The organism is Photobacterium sp. R1 (genome assembly GCF_054600795.1).
This window is the reverse complement of the sequence record NZ_BAAHZP010000317.1, coordinates 1-323: the sequence shown is the minus strand read 5'-3', so window position 1 is coordinate 323 and position 323 is coordinate 1. Positions and strand designations below refer to the sequence as shown.

Below are 323 nucleotides of genomic sequence, written 5' to 3'. Positions count from 1 at the left end.
ACGGCGCGGTACGTGATGTCGTCGCGCTGAGCGAGATGGCGCTGGGGGTGAAAGCTATTGCTATCTGTCCGTTTAAAACGGAGAAACGCCAGACAGGAGACAGGAATGTCACCCTGACCGTCGCCCATACGCTGGTTTATCCCGGGGATATACTGTACGCAGATCCCAATGGTATCTTGCTGAGTAAAGAGCCGCTGGATTTGTCCGTGCTTTGAGCCTGTGCTTTGTTGCCCTAAAACCGAAAGCCAATACCGAGCTGATATACCTGCTCTAACGCTTCATAATCCATGGTGGCATGCAGGTTTACTTTCTCATTCAGCTCG

1 protein-coding gene is annotated in these 323 nt (G+C 52.0%); it reads left to right on the top strand.

Annotated elements, in window-relative coordinates; all coding sequences use genetic code 11:
- A partial coding sequence (locus ACYP03_RS25215; protein WP_459782558.1) for an RraA family protein occupies positions 1-215 on the top strand: 215 nt, incomplete at its 5' end.
- Positions 216-323: the final 108 nt, after the last annotated feature.